Source organism: Micromonospora sp. NBC_00898 (genome assembly GCF_045207895.1).
Taxonomy (GTDB): domain Bacteria; phylum Actinomycetota; class Actinomycetes; order Mycobacteriales; family Micromonosporaceae; genus Micromonospora.
In genome coordinates, this window is the sequence record NZ_CP108775.1 from 6,052,636 (window position 1) to 6,068,659 (window position 16,024).

The 16,024-nt window shown below is 72.3% G+C and carries 15 protein-coding genes; 1 reads left to right on the forward strand and 14 read right to left on the reverse strand.

Features of this window, described 5'->3' with window-relative positions; all coding sequences use genetic code 11:
* Positions 1 to 138 precede the first annotated feature (138 nt).
* Positions 139 to 1,359, forward strand: coding sequence for an arginine deiminase (locus tag OG799_RS29400; protein WP_406039633.1), 1,221 nt, complete (start codon positions 139 to 141; stop codon positions 1,357 to 1,359).
* Between the two features lie 23 nt (positions 1,360 to 1,382).
* On the opposite strand, the gene OG799_RS29405 is transcribed toward OG799_RS29400, so the two are convergent.
* From OG799_RS29405 to OG799_RS29470, 14 genes are all read right to left on the reverse strand, one after another.
* A complete protein-coding gene (locus tag OG799_RS29405; RefSeq protein ID WP_406039635.1) occupies positions 1,383 to 2,267 on the reverse strand; it encodes a DUF5926 family protein in 885 nt (294 codons plus the stop codon).
* A gap of 61 nt (positions 2,268 to 2,328) precedes the next feature.
* The gene (locus OG799_RS29410) at positions 2,329 to 2,745 is read right to left on the reverse strand and encodes an ATP-binding protein (RefSeq protein WP_406046444.1); all 417 of its coding nucleotides are present in this window, start codon (positions 2,743 to 2,745) and stop codon (positions 2,329 to 2,331) included.
* A gap of 61 nt (positions 2,746 to 2,806) precedes the next feature.
* Positions 2,807 to 4,261: an ATP-binding protein gene (locus tag OG799_RS29415; protein ID WP_406039637.1), complete on the reverse strand. Its 1,455-nt coding sequence runs from the start codon at positions 4,259 to 4,261 to the stop codon at positions 2,807 to 2,809.
* A 76-nt stretch (positions 4,262 to 4,337) separates the two neighbouring features.
* Positions 4,338 to 5,129, reverse strand: a complete 792-nt coding sequence (locus OG799_RS29420; RefSeq protein ID WP_406039639.1) for a glycerophosphodiester phosphodiesterase — start codon at positions 5,127 to 5,129, stop codon at positions 4,338 to 4,340.
* Positions 5,130 to 5,141: 12 nt separating this feature from the next.
* Positions 5,142 to 5,477 (reverse strand): rhodanese-like domain-containing protein, encoded by a 336-nt coding sequence (locus OG799_RS29425; protein WP_406039641.1) that lies wholly within the window; start codon positions 5,475 to 5,477, stop codon positions 5,142 to 5,144.
* Between the two features lie 29 nt (positions 5,478 to 5,506).
* Positions 5,507 to 6,445 (reverse strand): LCP family protein, encoded by a 939-nt coding sequence (locus OG799_RS29430; RefSeq protein WP_406046445.1) that lies wholly within the window; start codon positions 6,443 to 6,445, stop codon positions 5,507 to 5,509.
* Between the two features lie 190 nt (positions 6,446 to 6,635).
* Complete coding sequence (locus tag OG799_RS29435) at positions 6,636 to 7,850, reverse strand: LCP family protein (RefSeq protein ID WP_406039643.1); 1,215 nt, start codon at positions 7,848 to 7,850, stop codon at positions 6,636 to 6,638.
* A gap of 207 nt (positions 7,851 to 8,057) precedes the next feature.
* Positions 8,058 to 9,296 (reverse strand): LCP family protein, encoded by a 1,239-nt coding sequence (locus OG799_RS29440; RefSeq protein WP_406039645.1) that lies wholly within the window; start codon positions 9,294 to 9,296, stop codon positions 8,058 to 8,060.
* Positions 9,297 to 9,369: 73 nt separating this feature from the next.
* The gene (locus OG799_RS29445) at positions 9,370 to 10,350 is read right to left on the reverse strand and encodes an NAD-dependent epimerase/dehydratase family protein (RefSeq protein ID WP_406039647.1); all 981 of its coding nucleotides are present in this window, start codon (positions 10,348 to 10,350) and stop codon (positions 9,370 to 9,372) included.
* A 90-nt stretch (positions 10,351 to 10,440) separates the two neighbouring features.
* A complete protein-coding gene (locus OG799_RS29450) occupies positions 10,441 to 12,114 on the reverse strand; it encodes a cation acetate symporter (RefSeq protein ID WP_406039649.1) in 1,674 nt (557 codons plus the stop codon).
* On the reverse strand, positions 12,092 to 12,460 hold the full coding sequence (locus OG799_RS29455; protein WP_109803791.1) for a DUF485 domain-containing protein: 369 nt from the start codon (positions 12,458 to 12,460) through the stop codon (positions 12,092 to 12,094). The genes OG799_RS29450 and OG799_RS29455 overlap by 23 nt, the downstream gene beginning before the upstream one ends.
* A 158-nt stretch (positions 12,461 to 12,618) precedes the next feature.
* A complete protein-coding gene (locus OG799_RS29460) occupies positions 12,619 to 13,197 on the reverse strand; it encodes a flavin reductase family protein (RefSeq protein WP_406046446.1) in 579 nt (192 codons plus the stop codon).
* Between the two features lie 271 nt (positions 13,198 to 13,468).
* On the reverse strand, positions 13,469 to 15,187 hold the full coding sequence (locus OG799_RS29465; protein ID WP_406039651.1) for an ABC transporter permease: 1,719 nt from the start codon (positions 15,185 to 15,187) through the stop codon (positions 13,469 to 13,471).
* Positions 15,172 to 15,936, reverse strand: coding sequence for an ABC transporter ATP-binding protein (locus OG799_RS29470; protein ID WP_406039653.1), 765 nt, complete (start codon positions 15,934 to 15,936; stop codon positions 15,172 to 15,174). The genes OG799_RS29465 and OG799_RS29470 overlap by 16 nt, the downstream gene beginning before the upstream one ends.
* Between the last annotated feature and the right edge of the window lie 88 nt (positions 15,937 to 16,024).

The following is a 16,024-nucleotide window of genomic DNA, read 5'->3' on the forward strand; positions in this document are numbered from 1 at the left end:
CGAAGTTATGTCTCCATCACCCTACGTTGCGGACCCCGGTGTTGGGCAAGTTGGAACGCCGGAATGACTGCGGATGAATGCCATATTCATTCACACTTCTTTTCAGGATGGTGCGGAAGCCTGGCCTACGCTGCGAAGGTGACCCACTACGTGGACAGCGAGGTCGCCCCGCTCGGCACCGTGCTGCTGCACCGCCCCGGGCCGGAACTCGCCCGGCTCACCCCCCGCAACAACGACTCGTTGCTCTTCGACGCTATCCCATGGGTGGGCCGGGCGCAGGAGGAGCACGACGCCTTCGCCGCCGCCCTGCGGGAACGCGGCGTCGAGGTGCTCTACCTCGCCACCCTGTTGGCCGAGACGCTCGCCGTGGCCGACGCCCGGGCCGAACTCGCCGACCTGGTGCTGCGCTCGCCCCGGCTCGGCGACACCCTCCGCCGCCGGGTCGCCGACCACCTCACCTACCTCGATCCGGCCGCCCTCGCCGACGTGTTCATCGCCGGGCTCGCCCACGAGGAGCTGCGGGTCGGCCCGGACCGCCCGGGGGGTCTGGTGTGGACGCTGATGGACCGGCACGACTTCGTCATCGACCCGCTGCCCAACCTGCTCTTCACCCGGGACTCCTCGGTGTGGATCGGCGACCGGGTCGGGGTGACCAGCCTGGCCATGCCGGCCCGGCGGCGGGAGACCACGCTGACCGACGCCATCTACCGGTACCACCCGCGCTTCGTCGGCACCGAGTTCGTCTACCACCCGCAGCTGGAGCACCTGGAGGGCGGCGACGTGCTGCTGCTGGCGCCGGGGGTGCTCGCCGTCGGGGTGGGCGAGCGGACCACCCCGGCCGGGGCGGAACGTCTCGCCCGGCAGGTCTTCGCCGCCGGCCTGGCGCACACCATCCTGGTGGTGCCGGTCGCGCAGCAGCGGGCCACCATGCACCTGGACACCGTCTGCACCATGGTCGACGTGGACGCCGTGCTGATGTACCCGAACATCGCCAGCACGCTGTCGGCGTACACGGTGATCGCCGGCGCGGACGGCGACGAGCTGCGGGTGGACGGGCCGGCGCCGTTCCTGCGCGCCGCCGCCGACGCGATGGACCTGGACCAGCTCCGGGTGATCGACACCGGCCTCGATCCGGTCACCGCCGAGCGGGAGCAGTGGGACGACGGCAACAACACCCTCGCCCTCGCGCCCCGGCTCTGCGTCGGCTACGAGCGCAACGTGGAGACCAACGCCCAGCTGGAGCGGGCCGGCATCGAGGTCATCGCGATCGCCGGCTCGGAGCTGGGCTCCGGCCGGGGCGGTCCGCGCTGCATGTCCTGCCCGCTGGTCCGCGAGCCGCTGCGACCCGTGCAGCTCTGAGACCGCTCCCGCCACGGAGCCGGTCAGCGGAGGGTGATCTGCCGGCCGACCAGGCCGTGCCGGGCCCGCCGGCCCGCCGCGTCCAGCGGCTCGGTCTCCTTGAGCGCCTCGGCGTACCGGTCGGCGAACGCGGCCACCGGCGCCTCCCACTCGGCCGCCGGGGTCTCCTCCGGCAGGTCCCACACCGGCGCCAGCCGGCCGTGCGCCCGGAACATGCCGGCGAAGCGGGTGTGCTCCCCGAGGGTCAGTGTGCCGGCCACGCTCAGCCGGGACAGCGCGTCCAGCGCGGCGTCCTCGTCGTCCGGCAGCACCCAGCGCACGTGGGCCTTCTCCGGCACCTGGCACCAGTAAGCGGCGCGGGCCGCGGCCAGCCGGACGGTCGGGTAGACCGCCGCGTTGGCGCGTTCCAGGGACGCCTGCACGGTCGGGTCGTCGGCCGCGCCCGGGTCGAGCCAGAACTCGAAGCCGTCGTGCATGGTGATCTCCAGCGGACCGTCCACCAGGATGTCCTGGAGGCGCGGGCCCGGGCCGGGCAGCGGCGGCACGGTGACCTGGCCGCCCGGCTCGGTCCGCAGCGCGCAGAGCAGCGCCTCGGCCAGGTCCCGGGAGACGTCGCCGGACTGCTGGTGCCGCTGGAGGCCGACGAAGACCCGCCCGTCCGGCTTGGTCATCGCCGGGGCGGCCATCGGCAGCACGGTGGCCAGGGTGACCGGGCGGTCGCCGTACTCGTCGACCAGCTCGGGGGTCAGCCGCAGCGGCGCGGAGGCGGCCGGGACCAGCTCGCGCAGGGCGATCCACTCCGGCTCGTCCACCAGCCCCTCGAACGGGCGGGGCACGAAGATGTCGCGCACCTTCTCCCGCTTGGGGGTGGCTTCGGCGGCCCGCTGGCTCTTTCGACGCTTGCTCACGGCGAGACAGCCTAGATGCCGGGCCGGCGCGGGATGGTCACGACCCGCCCCCGAGGCCCGCTCAGCCGGCCACGACCAGGTCCGACCGGGTCGTCGCGACCGGGTCGAACTCGGCCCAGACGCTCTGGCCGAGGCCGTCCCGGTCGACTCCCCAGCGGCTGGCCAGGCCGGAGACGATGTGCAGCCCGCGCCCGTCGACGGCGTCCGGGTCGGCCGCCCGCATCAGCGGGCCCGACGCGGAACCGCCGTCGGTGACCCGGAGCTGGACGCGCTGCCCGTCGGCGGTCGACCGGAGCCGCCAGGCCACCCGGACCACCCCGCCGGGCAGCGGGTCGGCGTGCCGGACGGCGTTGCCGACCAGTTCGGCGAGGACCGCGACCAGGTCGGCGAGGAGGATCGGCGGTACGACATCGGCCAGCTCGTCGGCGAGCCGGTGTCGGGCCAGGCGCGCACCGGTGGCGTGGTGGGGCACCACCACGCACCATGACCGTTCGGCCGAGCCCCTCGACACCCGTCGTCCCTTCCCGCCCCCGTCGGGATCATCCCCGCGGCAGCCGCACCTCTGCGACGGTACCGCCACCGACCCTCGGTCGAAGGGATACCCATCCATTCTGCTGTTCAACGATCTGCCGGACGAGATAGAGGCCGAGCCCGGCCCCGGGATAGCGCCGCCGGTCGCCGGACTCGCCCTGCCAGAACCGGTCGAACGCCCGTTCCACGTGCTCGGGGCGGATGCCGATGCCCCGGTCGGCGACCCGGAACGAGACGGTCCCGTCGCTGGCCGACGCGCCCACCTCGATCGGGGTGTCCGGCAGCGAGTACTTCCCGGCGTTGGTGCTCAGCTCGGTCAGCACGGTGGCCAGGCTGCGCCGGTCGCCGAGCGCCTTGGGCAGGTCGTCCGGCAGGTCGAGGACGATCCGGTGCCGGACGTCGGCCGGCAGGTCGGGCACCGCGGCGCGGAGGGCGTCGGCGAGGTCGAAGGGGGCGGCCGGCTCGCCGCCGGGCCGGCTGTCGGTGGCCGCGGAGAGCAGCCGGTCGACGAGCCGGGCCAGCTCGTTGGCCCGCTGCCCGATGATCCGGGCAGCCTGCCGCCGGTCGTCGTCGTGCAGCGACTCCCAGTGATCGGTGAGGGTGTCCGCGTACCCCTTGATCACGGTGACCGGGGTACGCAGCTCGTGGCTGGTCACCGCGACGAAGAGGTCCCGGTCGTGGTCGCGCCGCTGCTGGTCGGTGATGTCGCGGAAGGTGACCACCCGCAGCACGCCGGGGCCGGGCAGCTCCCCGGAGGTGATCCGCAGCCAGCGGCCGTCGGGCAGCCGGTGGTCGAGCACCTGCCCCGGTGGGGGCAGCGGGAAGGGCAGCGGACGGCTCGTCGCCTCCTCGGCCGGACGGCCGGTGACCTGGGCGGCGGCCGGGTTCCAGAGCCGGACGTGGTGGTCCCGGTCCACCACCGCCAGCCCGTCGGCGAGGGCGGCCACCACCGGGCCGTCGCCGTGCACGGGTAGGCCCGTCTGGTCGCCGTACATGTGGGCGATGCAGGAGGCGATGTAGCCGAGGACGGCGTGCTGGGAGGTGTCCTCCGGGTCGCCGTCCGGGTAGAGGGCGTGCAGGCTGCCCACGGTCAGGCCGCCGATCTCGGCGCGGGCCACGATCATGCGCAGCAGGCCCCGGTCGGCCAGCTCGTCGGCGAGCGCGCCGGGGATCCGGTCCACCCGCAACTGGCGTACCGGGGGGCCGGAGAGGAGGCAGACGGTGGCCGGGTCGGCGGCCGGCAGCGGCCGGCCGATGGCCCACTCGGCGGCGCCGGTCGCGGCGATCACCCGACCGCCGGTGGGGGCGAACTCCACGAACGCGAGGCTGGCCGCGCCGATCGCCGGCTGGACGACCCGGAGCAGTTGGGTGAGGACGGGCAGGCCGGAGTCCCCGGCGTTGATCATCCTGATCACGGTGGTGTGGCCGGCGATGAGGGCGGTGTAGTCGGTTCGCTCCGGCATGTCCCGAGTGTGCCCCGGCCGACCGGTCCGGGGACACCCCCGGGCGGTCGACCCGCGCCGACCGCCGGGCCCGGGCTCAACGGCCGAGCCGGGCCAGCGCGCGGGCCGGACGGTCGGTGATCACCCCGTCCACATCGGCGTCGAGGACCAGCTCCAGGTCGTCGGGCTCGTTGATCGTCCAGACGTACACCTGGTTGCCGGCCGCCCGTAGCGCGGGGACGAGTTGCGGACGGGCCCGGACCAGCCCGATCCCCGGCCCGGCGATCCGGGTGCCGAACGGCAGCCGGCCCAGCCGCAGCCAGCGCGGCAGCACCTCCAGCAGCAGCACCGTGGGCAGGGCGGGGGCGAGGTCCCGGATCCGGCGTACAGCCAGCGGGGAGAAGGACATCACGGTGACGCGGACCCGGTCGTCGGGCCGCGGGTCGGCGAGGCCGTACCGGCGCAGCAGGGTGACCAGCCGGCGTTCCACGTCCCCGCCGTACCGCGACGGGTGCTTCGTCTCCACCAGCAGCCGGACCGGCCGGCCGGCGGCCAGCACGGCGTCGAGCAGCCGTTCCAGGGTGAGCAGCCGGGTGTGCGACTCGTCGAGCTGCTCGTCGCCGTCGGCGGGCAGCCCGCCCGGGTGCCAGGAGCCGAAGTCGAGCATCTCCAGCTCGTCGAGGGTACGCGCGCTGACCAGCCCGTGGCCGTTGCTGGTCCGGTCCAGCCGGCGGTCGTGCACGCAGACCAGGTGCCCGTCCCGGGTCAGCCGGACGTCGCACTCCAGGCCGTCGGCGCCCTCGTCGAGGGCGCGCAGGTACGCGGCAAGGGTGTGCTCGGGCAGGTCGTACGAGGAGCCGCGGTGCGCGAAGACCAAAGGGTCGCCCATGCCCGTCGGCCCCTAGACGACCCGGCCCGGCTGCCCGTCGTCGGTGACCACCGGTCGGCCGGCCGCGGCCCAGTCACCCATCCCGCCCTCGACGTTGCGCACCTGGTCCCAGCCGTTGCGCATCAGGTACGCGACGACCTGCGCGGACCGGCCGCCGGAGCGGCAGACCACCGCGACCTCCCGGTCGTTCGGCACCTCGGCGAGCCGGGCGGGCAGCTCCATCATCGGCAGGTGGTGGGCAGCCGGCGCGTGACCGGCGTTCCACTCGTCGTCCTCGCGGACGTCGAGCAGGTAGGTGTCGTCGGGCACGGCCGACGCGGGGACGCTGGGAACCTGGGGTCCGAACACGGCTACCAAGCCTAGTCGGGCCGGTCCGGTCACAACCGGTTGACCCAGCGGGAATTGGCCCCGGCCCACTCGGGCAGCCGGGTGCCCCGGACCGCGTCGAAGAGCCCGTTGCCGCCGTTGTCGAGCACGACGTAGGAGACCTCGTCGATGGTCCGCGGGTACGACGGGACCTGCACCCCGCTCAGCGCGTCCGCGGGCAGCGCCCGGAACGCGAGGAGCAGGTCCTCCAGCGGTACGCCGTTGGTGTCCACGGTCAGCGAACCGCCCACCGCCCGGAGCACCTGGTCGAGCTTCACCGGGTCGCTGCGCAGGTGTGTCTCGCCGGCCTTGTCCAGCACGGCGCGGAGCATCTGCTGCTGGTGCCGCTGCCGGTCGTAGTCGCCGCCGGGCAGGTCGTAGCGCTGCCGGATGTAGTCCAGCGTGCGGGCGCCGTCCATCTGCTGGCAGCCGGGGGTGAAGAGGGTCTTCGTGTGGATCGAGCGGACCTCGGTGTCCACGCACATCCGGATGCCGCCGAGCAGGTCGATGACCTCCTTGAAGCCGGAGAAGTCGACCAGCGCGGCCCCGTCGAAGCGGATGCCGGTGAGCCGGGTCAGGGTGGCGGAGAGCAGTCGGGCACCGGCCTGCCCACCGCCGCCGTGCTCGTACGCCGCATTGATCTTGTCCTGGCCGCCGCCGTAGCCCGGCGCGGGCGGGATGGTGACCAGCAGGTCCCGGGGGATCGAGATCAGGTACGCCTGCCGCATGCCGGCCGGCACGTGGACGATGAGGACGGTGTCGGAACGCTGGTCCTCGGCGTTGGCGCCGGGGCGGTGGTCGGAGCCGACGAGGAGGTAGTTGAGCGCGCCGTGGAGGTCGGTGCGCCGCTGTCTGGCGCTGGGGTCGAGCAGCTGCTCCTTGACCACGGAGCGGTCGTACCGGTTGGTCAGCCAGTGCAGCGCGGCCACGGCGAGGGTGGCGAGCAGGATCAGGGCGAGGCCGCTGCCGAGCAGGAGCCGGGGGAGGCGGACGCCCCGTCCGGGCCGCCCGCGTCTGGTCCGTGCTGGCCTGGACGTGACACCCCTCCCGCAGCCGTGACGTGAGAACCGCTCACGTCAGGCTACGGGTGAAACACGCCGGCGGTGGCCGCTTTCGTGCAGCCACCGCCGGGACGCCGGATCACTTACGGGTGGAGAGGACGCTCGGGTTGGCCACCACGAACTCGGCGAGCTTGTCGTTCTTGACCGCCTTGAACATGTCCATGCTGAGCTGGTTGAGGGACTCCCGCGTGTGGTCCGCGTTGGGGCTGTAGGTGCCGCCGTTGGTGCGCAGCGTGGTGAGGTCGTTGCCGTTGACGCCCTTCATGGTGAAGATGAAGTCGTCGATCGGGACGCCGCCGGTGTCCAGGATGAAGGCCTTGCCGGCCGCCTTGATCAGCTGGTTCAGCTTGATCGGGTTGGTCAGCGTGCCGTTCTGGGTGGCCTTCTTGGCCATCGCCTTGATCAGCTGCTGCTGGTTCTGCTGGCGGTCGTAGTCGCTGTTCGGCAGGCCGTAGCGCTGGCGGGCGTAGTCGAGCGCCTCCCAGCCCGCCATCTCCTTGCAGCCCTTCTTGTGCACCACCGGCGTCATCGGCTTGCCGGTCTTCTTCGCGTCGGCGTTCCACATCGGCTTGCCATCGACCATCATCATGTGGTGCGACTTGACCTCGTGGCTGACGCAGATCCGGACGGTGCCGAGGGCGTCGATGACGTTCTTGAAGCCGCCGAAGTTGATGATCGCGGCGCCGTCGAAGCTGATCCCGGTCATCTTCTTGATGGTCTTGGCCATCAGCTGGGCGCCGCCTTCCCAGCCGCCGCCGTTGCGGGCGCCTGCCTGGAAGGCCGCATTGATCTTGTCCGTACCGCCCTTGTACCCGCTCTTCTCGAACGGTGGGATCTGCGCCTCGGTGTCCCGGGGGATCGAGATCAGGTACGCCTGGTCGTGGCTGGCCGGGATGTGCAGGATGATGATCGTGTCCGAACGGACGTCGTCGGCGGCCCAGCGCTCCCGGGCGTCGACGCCGAGCAGCAGCATGTCGATCGGGCCGTCGAGGCTGTTGCCGCCCTCGGCGTCGGTCTTGCCCGCCTCGCCGAGCAGGTTGCGCTGGGCGATGTTGCTGGTGGCCTGGCCGATCACGGCCTTGCTGCCGACGATGGCGAGGCCGCTGGTCATCATCAGCACCGCGCCGAAAATGAGCGTCAGCCGGGCCCAGAGCGGGTCCTTGCGACGGTTGCTCTTCTTGGCTCCGCCGCCGCCCCGGCCGCCGGGGCCGGGCTGCGTCGGGATGAGGGGCGGCACCCGGCCGGGTGCTCCGGGATCCGGTGACTGAGGGCGACGGCTGGTCTGGACCGGCATGCGTGCTCCAGCTCGATGATCGGGGGCTCGACCACTGTACGTACCCGTTATCGTTCTTGCGACCTCCCCGCGGAACTATTGCCGCCAATCCCGGCACTTGTCCCGGCGGTTCGACCGAACGGCTAATTGAAAGCAACCGGTCGGCGGTTGGCTCGCCGTGGAGGAGCCTTGACCGCCGACCGGTGGAGTGTTCCGGAGGGATGGGTTTCAGCCGCCGTTCCCCGCGCCACTCTCCTGGTTGGCCTTCACCCAGTCGGCCATGGTGTCCGCCGACATCGCCTGGTACATCGCGAGGGCCTTCTCCCGGTCGGAGACCACTACCGACTCGCCATTGATCGTCTGGCTGCCCACGTTGGGGCTGGTGATGAAGGTCAGGTTCTCCCCGCGCAGGCTGCGGAACTGCATCGCCATATCGACCAGCGAGAAGCCCTGGTCGACGGTGACCGCGTCGGTCACCGACTTGAGGAAAGCGTTCAGCTTCCTGGGGCTGGTCAATGTGCCGGTGCTCGCCGCCTTGTCCATCAGCGCCTTGAGGAATTCCTGCTGGTGGCGCATCCGGGCGAAGTCGCCCTCGGGGAACTGCTTGCGCTGCCGGATCCAGTCCAGCGCCTCCGCGCCGTCCATGTGGTTCACGCCCTTGGTGAACGTCCGGTACGGCTTGTGGATCGAGGTGATGGTCCGCTCCACCTTCAGGTCCACCCCGCCGAGCGCGTCGGTGACCTCCTTGAAGCCCGCGAAGTCGATCGCCATGACGTGGTCGATACGCACGTCGCTGAAGCACTCCACCGTCTTCACCGCGAGCGGCAGGCCACCGAACGCGAACGCCGCGTTGACCTTCGCGCGCTGCCCGGAGTCGCAGTCGGCGCCCGCGTTCTCCGGGATCCGCACGTAGAGGTCGCGCGGGATGGACACCAGGTAGGCCTGCTTGTGGTCGGCCGGGATGTGCATCACGATCAGCGTGTCCGCCCGCCACTTGCCGGCGCTCTCCACCGGGGCGTCCGGGTCCCGGGAGTCGCTGCCGACCAGCAGGATGTTCAGCGCGCCGTCGACCGTCTTGGCCGGCCGGCCCCCGGTGATCTGCGAGAAGGGGTCGGTGCGGGCCAGGTCGCCGTTGAGGTTGCGCGCGTAGAACCAGGCGCCCGCGCCGCCGAGCAGCGCGAGCACCAGCACCGCGACGCCGGCCACCAGACCGATCCGGCCCCAGCGCGGGCGCGGGCCACGTCGTCCCGGCCCGCCGGCGCCGCCGCCCGGGCCGCCCGGACCGGAGGGCCCGCCCGGCCCGGCGGGGCCGCCGGGGCGCGGCTCCTCGTCGTACGACGGATACCACTGGGCCTCGGTGGCGCGGGCGCGCCCGGCGGCGCCCCGGCCGGAGCCGGGGACCTGGGCGCGACCCGCGCTCCGGACCAGGTACGGGAGCGGGAGGCCGACAGAGGCGGTCGCTGACATGTAACCGAGGGTAGGTCGCTCGAGCCAGTGGCGCTCTCAGGTGCGGCCGGTGTCAGCGTCCTTCCAGCCTGGATCAGTACCCTAGCCGCTCGCGGAAATACTCGATCGTGCGTCCGAGGCCGTCTTCGGGCGCCACCGTGGGCTCGTATCCGAGCAGTTCCCGGGCGAGGGTGAGGTCCGGCCGGCGCATCTCCGGGTCGTCCGCGCTGCGGGTGATGTAGCTCACCTCGGAGCTGCTTCCGGAGAGTGACACGATCAGCTCGGCGAGTTGCCGCATCGACATCTCGTGCTCGGTGCCGCAGTTGATCGGGCCCGTCTCGGTGGAGTCGAGCAGCAGCAGGATGCCGCGCACCAGGTCGTCGACGTAGCAGATCGAGCGGGTCTGGTTGCCGGTGCCGTGCACGGTGATCGGCTCGCCACGCAGCGCCTGGGAGATGAAGGTCGGGATCGCCCGGCCGTCGTCCGGGCGCATCCGCGGGCCGTACGTGTTGAAGATCCGCACGATCGCGGTGTCCGTGCCCCGGCTGCGGTGGTACGCCATGGTGGCCGCCTCCGAGAAGCGCTTCGCCTCGTCGTAGACGCTGCGCACGCCGATCGGGTTGACGTTGCCCCAGTACGTCTCGCGCTGCGGGTGCTCCTTCGGGTCCCCGTACGCCTCGGAGGTGGAGGCCATCAGGAACCGGGCGCCGTCGGCGGTGGCCCGCTCCAGCAGGTGCAGGGTGGCCACCGAGCCGACCCGAAGGATCTCCACCGGCAGCTTCTCGAAGTCGGTGGGGCTGGCCGGGGAGGCCATGTGCAGGATCGCGTCGAAGCGCTCGGCCAGCGCCGGGTGGTCGGTCGGCAGCCCCTCGGAGATGTCCGCCTCGACCAGGGTGAAGGTCGGCCTCTCGAACAGGTGGGCGACGTTGTCCTTGGAACCCGTGACGAAGTTGTCCAGTACCACGACGGTGCAGCCGCGGGCGATGAGGGCGTCGACCAGGTGGGACGGCACGAAGCCGGCTCCGCCGGTGACGAGGATTCGGTGTCCGGGTCCGAAGCGGGGCTCTACCTTCATGCCGGCCAGCCTACTCAGCGCCGGGACGCAGGCAGGGGCCCCCTGTTAACGCCTCACGTATAGCAGGGGGCCCCTTTTAACAGGTGAGCGTCAGTGGGCACCCGCGCCGGTGAGGGCGCGGACCTCCAGCTCCGCGTACTTCTCCTCGTCGTTCTCCTTGGAGAGCAGCGTCCCGATCCAGCCGCAGAGGAAGCCGAACGGGATGGAGATGAGGCCCGGGTTGGACAGCGGGAACCAGTGCCAGTCGTGCTTGGGGAACATGGCCGTCGGCGCCCCGGAGACCACCGGGGAGAAGAAGACCAGCACCACGGCGGCGAGCAGGCCGCCGTAGATCGCCCAGACCGCGCCGGAGGTGTTGAACCGCCGCCAGAACAGGCTGTAGAGGATCGCCGGCAGGTTGCCGGAGGCGGCGACGGCGAAGGCCAGCGCCACCAGGAACGCCACGTTCAGGCTCTGCGCGTAGATCGACAGCGCGATCGAGATCGCGCCGATGACCAGGGCGGAGATCCGCGCGACGGTCACCTCCTGCCGCTCGGACGCCTGCCCGTTCTTGATCACGTTGGCGTAGAAGTCGTGCGCCAGGCTGGACGAGGAGGCCAGGGTGAGCCCGGCGACCACCGCCAGGATGGTGGCGAAGGCGACCGCCGCGATGATCGCCAGCAGGGTGGCACCGCCCAGGCTGCCGCCGAAGAAGTCCTTGCCCAGTGCCTCCGCGAGCTGCGGCGCGGCGGTGTTGCCGGCCTTGTCCTGCGCGGTGATCGCCTTCCCGCCGACCAGGGCGGCCGCGCCGAAGCCGAGGGCCAGGGTGAGCAGGTAGAACGTGCCGATGATGCCGATCGCCCAGAGCACGCTCTTCCGGGCCGCCTTGGCGGTCGGCACGGTGTAGAAGCGGATCAGGATGTGCGGCAGGCCGGCGGTGCCGAGCACCAGCGCGATGCCGAGCGAGAGCAGGTCCATCTTGCTGTAGAAGGTCTTCAGCGCGTCGCCGGGCGTCTCCACGCCGTACCGCAGGCCGGGTTCGAGGAAGTTCGCGCCCTTGCCGGAGGCGGAGGCGGCGTCGCCGAGCAGCGAGGACAGGTTGAACTTGTACTTCGCCAGCACCAGCAGGGTCATCACGACCGCGCCGGTCATCAGCAGGAAGGCCTTGACGATCTGGACGTACGTGGTGCCCTTCATGCCGCCCACGGTGACGTAGATGATCATCAGGGCGCCGACCATGATGATGGTGGCGATCTTGGCCGTGTCGGCGTCCATGCCGAGGAAGGTGGTGCCCGGCTTGATGCCGAGCAGCAGCGCTACCAGCGCGCCCGCGCCGACCATCTGGGCCAGCAGGTAGAAGATCGACACCGTGATGGTGGAGACCGCGGCGGCCGTGCGGACCGGGCGCTGGCGCATCCGGAACGCCAGCACGTCGGCCATCGTGTATCGGCCGGAGTTGCGCAGCAGTTCGGCGACGAGCAGCAGCGCCACCAGCCAGGCCACCAGGAAGCCGATGGAGTAGAGGAAGCCGTCGTAGCCGTAGAGGGCGATGATCCCGGCGATGCCCAGGAAGGAGGCGGCCGACATGTAGTCGCCGCCGATCGCCATGCCGTTCTGGAAGCCGGAGAAGGAACGACCGCCGGCGTAGAAGTCGGTCGCCGTCTTCGTCTGCCGGCTGGCCCAGACGGTGATGGCCAGCGTGATCGCCACGAAGATCAGGAAGAGCGTGATGGTGAGGTTCCGGGCGGTGGTGCTGCCCGCCTCAGCCGCGAGGACCGTGCTCATGGGTCACCTCCCCGATCTCGGCGCGGATCCGGTCGGCGACCGGGTCGATCCGCCGGTCGGCGAACCGCGAGTAGAGCCAGGCGATCACGAACGTCGAGACGAACTGGAGCAGGCCGAAGACGAGGGCGACGTTGATGTTGCCGATGAGCTTCGCGCCCATGAAGCCCCGCGCGTACGCGGAGAGGATGACGTAGAGCGCGTACCACAGGAAGAACGCGACGGTCATCGGGAAGACGAAGCCGCGTAGCGCGCGCCGCAACCCGGCGAACTCGTCCGACCGCTGTACGGCGAGGTACCGCTCCGCGGCGGATTCGGCCGGCGCGGACGCGGGTGTGTCCGTGGACATCTGTGGATCACCACCTTCACAGGCGTGGGGAGTTTCGCGCACGGTAAGGAGCGCGCTCCCCGCCGGGGAAGGCCGGGATCGACGTCGGTCGCCGGTTGCGCCGAACGGTGGTCCGGCTGCGCCGAGTGACTCAGGTCACTCCGTTGACCGGTCGCCGCTCAGTCGGTCAGCTCGCGGTACCGGCCCCGGTAGTGCAGCAGCGGGGCGGTCTCCTCGACCAGGTCGACCGCCTCGATGGTGGCCTCGACCAGCAGCCCCCAGCCGTACTCCCGGGCGGTGTCGAGCCGGCAGCCAGCCCACCCGCCGCCGTCGGCCGGCACCGGGCCGTAGGGGGTCTCGGTCCACGGCCCGGTGGCGAAGAGACCGCCGGGGGACGGGAAGAGGCCGGCGAACCGGTCGGCGAGCTGCCGGTGCGACGGGCCCAGCGGGCAGACCGCGAAGCGGCCCGCCTCCTCGATCGCGGCCCACAGGTCCGCCTCCGGGTCGACCAGCCCGAGCAGCCGGTCCGGTTCGCCCTCGGCGACCAGGGTGGACGAGACGGTCAGCCCGGCCGGCCCCGGCGCGGTCCAGAGGGTGACCGGGGTGGCGAGCCGCCCGCGCAGCCGGCGTACCGGGGAACGCTGCCCGGCCGGCACGGCGAACGGGTCGGTGTGGTGGATCTCGGCACCCGGCTCATGATTCACGTGAAACATTGTGCCGCCCCGGGCCCGCGCCCAACCGAGGAAGCGGTCGTGCAGGTCGGCGGGGCATCGCGACGGCCGTGCCCGTGGTGTCGGGCGTCGCGCGGACCGTGGCCGGTTCCTTGCGCCGGCGCTCGGCCGCCAGCGGGCGGAAGCCGGCGTACCGGAGAGCGATATGCCTGAGCGTCATAATTATGCCTGTCAGTCATATCGCTCGCCGGCATGTCTGGCGCTGCGACCCGAGCAGCCGGACGCCGATCCGCTCGGCGACCGGCGCCGGAACGCCAGACGGTGGTGAACGCGCCCGCCGAGAGGGACCAGAGACCGGTCAGCGGCGGGGGGTGACGGCGGCCAGCAGGTCCGGCTGGCGGCGGTCCAGCACGTCGCCGGCCAGGTACGAGCCGAGCAGCGCCGCGCCCAGCCCGTACGCCAGGCCGACCGGCAGGGCCAGCCAGAGCCAGAGGTCGCCCAGCAGCGCCGCGGCCACCACCGTCGGCACCGCCGCGGCCGCCGAGGCGACCATGGACAGCAGGGTGAGGAAACTCTTCGCCACCCCGGCGCCGGTGTTCATCGCGAACGGGTTGCTCGTCTCCGGCAGCGCGTACGCGCCGAGCACCGAGACGAAGCCGTTGATCGCCAGCCCGCTGCCGTACGCGGCGAGCAGCGCGCCGGCCATCACGCCCAGCCAGGCCGGGTGCCCGAGCAGCGTGGCGAGGACGACCGCGACCACGCCCAGGATCGGCACCACGTACAGCGAGAACGCGGTCATCCGGGCCCGCAGCTCCAGCCGCCCCGGCACGCCGGCCACCACGTTCGCCGCGTACGCGCTGCCGTCGAAGCCGAACTGGTTGGCCAGGGTCACCGAGGCGAGCACCCCGACGAAGAGCATCGAGAGGCTGACCAGGACCGGCGAGGAGTCCGCGGTGGCCTCGCCGAACGCCTGCCCGCCGTCGGTGGCGAGCCGGGAGCCGCCCAGGTTGACCATCACCGGCACGAAGATGCCGACCACCGCGATGGTGATCAGGTTGGCCCGTCGCCGGGCGTCCCGCCACCAGTAGCGGCACTCCCGGGCGACCAGGGCGCCGAACCGGTCCCGCCGGGCCCAGCCGACGGCGCGCGGGAAGAGTTGAGCGACCGCCCCACCGGCTGCGGCCCGCCCGTCGCGGGCGAACGGACCGCGCGGCTCGCGGGCCGGGCCGGCGCTGACGGTGCCGACCATCGCCGACTCCAGCGACCGCGACCACCACAGCAGCAGCGCGCCGATGGTCAGCGCGGTGATCAGCAGCTTGACCGGGCCGGCCCACACCCGCCCCTCGGCCACGTCGATGCCGGCGGTCCACGGCGCCCCGAACGGGGTCCAGCCGATCACCCGGGCCACCCCGGTCAGCCGGTCCCAGTCGGCCTGTCGGACCGCCGCCAGCACCGCGATCTGCAACGGCCCGAGCAGGGCGGCGACCACGGCCAGCAGCACGGCGGCCAGGTCGCGTACCCGGCGGGAGCGGAGCATGGTGGCGAAGGCGCTGGTCACCGCACGGGCCGCCGCCACGCAGAGCAGCAGCCCGGCGACCACCCCGACGACCGCGACCAGGCCGGCCGCCCAGCCGCCCAACGCGCCGGCGGTGACCACCAGCCCGGACACCGCCACCAGCGTCGCCAGCACCGGCACGCTGACCAGGGCGGCCGCGAACAGGCCAGTGACCAGGGTGCGGCGGCTCAGCGGCAGCAGCGCGAACCGGGCCGGGTCGAGCGTCTCGTCCACGCCGAAGAAGACCAGCGGCAGCAGCAGCCAGCCGAACACCAGCAGGCCCCCGCCGAAGGCGGCGGTCAGCAGCGCGTACCGGGGCTCGCCGGCCAGGCCGGGCGCCGCCAGCGCGAAGAAGCCGCCGGCGGCGAACCAGAGCCCGCCCAGCATGCCGACCACGAAGAGGGCGATCCGCCAGCCCTGGCCGCGGAAGTTGTTGCCGAGCACCCGCAGCTTGAGCCGGACGAAGTGCCGGGCGGAGACCCGCCGGGCCGGCTCGGCCGGCGCGGTCACCGGGACAGCCACGACAGCTCCTCGCCCGTCGCGGTCCGTCCGCCGACCACCTCGACGAAGACCTCCTCCAGGGGTCGGTCCCCGCGCACCTGGTCGAGCGTGCCGACCCGCTTGATGGTCCCGTCGGCGAGGATCGCCACGTGCGAGCAGAGCCGCTCGACGACCTCCATCACGTGGCTGGAGAAGACCACCGTGCCGCCGCCGGTGACGTACCGGTGCAGGATGTCGCGGATCAGCGCCGCCGACACCGGGTCGACCGCCTCGAACGGCTCGTCCAGCACCAGCAGCCGGGGCCCGTGCAGCAGCGCGCAGGCCAGGCCGATCTTCTTCTTCATGCCGGCCGAGTAGTCCACCACCAGGGTCCGGCCGGCGTCGGTGAGCGCCAGCACGTCGAGCAGTTCCGCCGCCCGCTGGTCGACCACCGCCGGGTCCATGCCGCGCAGCAGACCGTGGTACGCCAGCAGCTCCGCCCCGCTGAGCCGGTCGAAGAGCCGTACGCCGTCCGGCATCACGCCGAGCAGGCTCTTGGCGCGGACCGGGTCGGCCCACACGTCGTACCCGAGCACCCGGGCCTGGCCGGCGTCGGGCCGCAGCAGGCCGACGGCCATGGAGAGGGTCGTCGTCTTGCCCGCCCCGTTCGGGCCGAGCAGCCCGTAGAACGAGCCGGCCGGCACGTCCAGGTCGACCCCGGCGACCGCCACCTTGGTGTCGAACCGCTTGGCCAGGCCGCGCAACGCGAGCGCGGGGTGCTCTTGGGTCATGTCCCGACGTTAGTCCGCCGGTGCCAGTGATCTCTCCGGCCACGGAACGACCTCGATCTCCTACCCGGGCAGGAGGCCGATCGCGGCC

Coding starts and splice junctions, on each gene's coding strand:
- OG799_RS29415 (WP_406039637.1), bottom strand. CDS start 4,261: ATGCCGGAGCGAACCGACTACACCGCCCTCATCGCCGGCCACACCACC.
- OG799_RS29420 (WP_406039639.1), bottom strand. CDS start 5,129: ATGGGCGACCCTTTGGTCTTCGCGCACCGCGGCTCCTCGTACGACCTG.
- OG799_RS29435 (WP_406039643.1), bottom strand. CDS start 7,850: ATGCCGGTCCAGACCAGCCGTCGCCCTCAGTCACCGGATCCCGGAGCA.
- OG799_RS29440 (WP_406039645.1), bottom strand. CDS start 9,296: ATGTCAGCGACCGCCTCTGTCGGCCTCCCGCTCCCGTACCTGGTCCGG.
- OG799_RS29445 (WP_406039647.1), bottom strand. CDS start 10,350: ATGAAGGTAGAGCCCCGCTTCGGACCCGGACACCGAATCCTCGTCACC.
- OG799_RS29450 (WP_406039649.1), bottom strand. CDS start 12,114: ATGAGCACGGTCCTCGCGGCTGAGGCGGGCAGCACCACCGCCCGGAAC.
- OG799_RS29455 (WP_109803791.1), bottom strand. CDS start 12,460: ATGTCCACGGACACACCCGCGTCCGCGCCGGCCGAATCCGCCGCGGAG.
- OG799_RS29470 (WP_406039653.1), bottom strand. CDS start 15,936: ATGACCCAAGAGCACCCCGCGCTCGCGTTGCGCGGCCTGGCCAAGCGG.